Here is a 2,849-nt window from a genome sequence, read left to right as displayed (position 1 = left end):
TCGCCGCGCATGATGAGCGCCGCGCTGTGCAGCGCCACCAGCCCGGAACTGGACAGGAACTTCAGGTCTGACAGGTCGATGATCAGCTGGTCTTTGCCGTTCCGATAGAGGCGGCGCACCTGGTCGATGACGTCGAGGTAGTTAGAGGCGTCAAGCTCGCCGTTCAGGGCCATAACGGCGATTTTGGAAGAACCGGGCCCGGTATTAATACTGATTTCCATCCGTTTGTCTCCTCGCTAGTCATAATGCCTTGTCAGAGTCGCCTATACTTCGTTATAGTTGACCCAGGAAGGCAGGTGGCGCTCTCTTTATCATTATTGTACCGGATACCGCTCTCAGCACCATAGATAGAGGCCGGATCGTGTGGCTGTTTGAGAGTTGGCCGCTCCGGGCCGCGCGGGCAACCGCGCCGGAGCAAGGAGAGAAGTCGTGAGCGACACGCCGCTGGTGGGCGTCATCATGGGCAGCACGTCCGACTGGGAGACGATGCGCCACGCGGCCGACGTGCTGGCCGAGTTCGGCATTCCCCACGAGCGCCGCGTCATCAGCGCCCACCGCACCCCCGATCAGATGGCCGATTATGCCCGGTCGGCTGAGGGGCGCGGCCTGCACGTCATCATCGCCGGGGCCGGCGGCGCGGCCCATCTGCCGGGCATGGTTGCCGCCCACACTTCACTGCCCGTTCTGGGCGTTCCCGTTCAGAGCGCAGCCCTCAACGGCCTCGATTCACTGCTATCCATCGTCCAGATGCCGGCCGGCGTGCCGGTGGGCGCGCTGGCTATCGGCAAGGCCGGCGCACGCAACGCCGGGCTGCTGGCGGTCGCCATCCTCGGCGTCCACTACCCCGAATATCGGCAGAAACTGAGCGCGTTTCGCGCGGCGCAGACGGCGAAGGTGCTGGAGGATACGTTGCCGGAAGAAGAGTAATCCGCAGATTTCGCAGATTACGCAGATTTATTAAGGTGAGGGAGCGAGCATGAACCGGGTCGTGTATCCGGGAGGAAGAATCGGCATTCTGGGCAGCGGCCAACTGGGGCGGATGCTGGCCGCGGCGGCGCGCCGCATGGGGTATGGCGTCCACGTCTTCTCGCCGGAAGCCGGCACGCCAGCTGGGCAACTGGCCGACGTGGAGATCGCTGCGCCCTACGACGATCTGGCCGCCGTGCGCGCCTTCGCCGGGAGCGTGGACGTAGTCACCTACGAGTTCGAGAACGTGCCGGCGGCCACGGCCGCCGCGGCGGCCGAGTGCGCCCCTCTGCGGCCCGGCGCGGCCGTACTCCACGTGGCCCAGAACCGGCGTCGGGAGAAGGAGACGTGCGCCCGCCTGGGACTGCCGACAGCGTCCTTCGCGCCCGTGAGCACGCCGGAAGAATTGGATGCCGCCCTGCGGGCGGTGGGCTGCCCGGCGGTGCTGAAGACGGCCTCGTCCGGCTACGACGGCAAGGGGCAGCGCCGCATCGACCGCCCGGAGGCGGCGGAGGCGGCCTGGGCGGCCATCGGCCGCCGGCCGGCGGTGCTGGAGGCGTTCGTTGAGTTCATCGGGGAGGTCTCGATGGTCGCGGCGCGCAACCCGGCGGGGCAGTTCGCCCACTTCGGCCTGATCGAGAACCGGCACGCGCGACACATCCTGGACGTGTCGCTGGCCCCATCGCCGCTGGCGGCCGGTCTGGTGGGCGAGGCCGAGGCGATGGCGCGGGCGCTGTTCGAGACGCTGGACGTGGTCGGCGTCCTGTGCATCGAGTTCTTCGTGACGGATGACGGCCGGCTGCTGGTCAACGAGATCGCCCCACGCCCCCACAACTCCGGCCACCTGACCATCGAGGCGTGCGTCACCAGCCAGTTCGAGCAGCAGTTGCGCGCCGTCTGCGGCCTGCCGTTGGGCGACCCGCGCTTCGTCTGCCCGGCGGCGATGGCGAACCTGTTGGGCGACCTGTGGGCCGGGGGCGGCCCGCGCTGGGCGGCGCTGGCCGACTTTCCCGATGTCAAGCTGCACCTCTATGGCAAGCGCGAGGCGCGGCCGGGGCGCAAGATGGGGCATCTGACCGCTTGGGGCGATACGGTGACGGAGGCCGCGGCGCGCGTCACGGCCGCGCGGGAAGCAATTAAGAATTAGGAATTAGGAATTAGGAATCAGGATTGGAAGCTGAAATCGCCGTCGTAATTCCTAATTCGTAATTCCTAATTGATCTGTAATGGGAGACAAGAAACTCAGAATGGACATCTGTTTGCAAGACGACAAGATGCACGATGAATGCGGCATCTTTGGGGTCTATGCGCCGGGGCGGGAGGTGGCGCGGCTGACTTTCTTCGGCCTCTACGCCCTGCAGCACCGGGGGCAAGAGGCGGCGGGCATCGCCACCAGTGACGGCCAATCCGCCTACCTGCACAAAGGCACGGGCCTGGTGTCGCAGGTCTTCAACGAAGAGAATATGGCCCCGCTGGTTGGGCATCTCGCCATCGGCCACACACGCTATTCGACGACGGGCGGCTCGCACCTGCGCAACGCCCAGCCCTACCTGATCGAGACCGTCTATGGGCCGTTGGGCGTGGCCCACAACGGCAACCTGACCAACACCGCCGAGCTGCGCCAGGAGTTGCTCCAGCGCGGCGTGGGGCTGGCCTCGACCAGCGACAGCGAGGTCATCACCCAGATGCTCGCCGCGCCAGCCGGCTCCTGGGCCCAACACGCCGCCAACGGCTCCGAACCCGACCGCTGGGTGGCGCGGCTGCGGGCCTTCATGAGCGTGGCTCAGGGGGCGTACTCCTTGGTGCTGCTGACCCGCGACGCGGTCTACGCCGTGCGCGACCCATTGGGGCTGCGCCCGCTCTGTCTGGGCCAGGTGGGCGAG

Annotated in this window: 4 protein-coding genes; 3 read left to right on the top strand and 1 reads right to left on the bottom strand. The window is 66.9% G+C overall.

Annotation, left to right across the window (positions count from 1 at the left end; translation table 11 throughout):
* Positions 1-221: STAS domain-containing protein (locus tag ACE3UY_RS15580; RefSeq protein ID WP_374688417.1), on the bottom strand; the 221-nt coding region annotated here is incomplete at its 3' end.
* A gap of 238 nt (positions 222-459) precedes the next feature.
* Here ACE3UY_RS15580 and purE point away from each other — a divergent pair.
* The 3 genes from purE to ACE3UY_RS15565 form a co-directional block, all read left to right on the top strand.
* Positions 460-927 (top strand): 5-(carboxyamino)imidazole ribonucleotide mutase, encoded by a 468-nt coding sequence (purE, locus tag ACE3UY_RS15575; protein ID WP_374688418.1) that lies wholly within the window; start codon positions 460-462, stop codon positions 925-927.
* A gap of 49 nt (positions 928-976) precedes the next feature.
* Positions 977-2,113, top strand: coding sequence for a 5-(carboxyamino)imidazole ribonucleotide synthase (locus tag ACE3UY_RS15570; protein WP_374688416.1), 1,137 nt, complete (start codon positions 977-979; stop codon positions 2,111-2,113).
* 100 nt (positions 2,114-2,213) lie between these two features.
* The coding region (locus ACE3UY_RS15565) for an amidophosphoribosyltransferase (RefSeq protein ID WP_374688415.1) at positions 2,214-2,849 on the top strand (636 nt) is incomplete at its 3' end.

The organism is Promineifilum sp. (SeqCode) (assembly GCF_041918635.1).
GTDB lineage: Bacteria > Chloroflexota > Anaerolineae > Promineifilales > Promineifilaceae > Promineifilum.
This window is presented reverse-complemented; position numbering and strand designations above follow the sequence as displayed.

Excerpts from the sequence above, each read along its gene's own strand:
- purE (WP_374688418.1), top strand. The coding sequence starts at position 460 with ATGGGCAGCACGTCCGACTGGGAGACGATGCGCCACGCGGCCGACGTG.
- ACE3UY_RS15570 (WP_374688416.1), top strand. The coding sequence starts at position 977 with ATGAACCGGGTCGTGTATCCGGGAGGAAGAATCGGCATTCTGGGCAGC.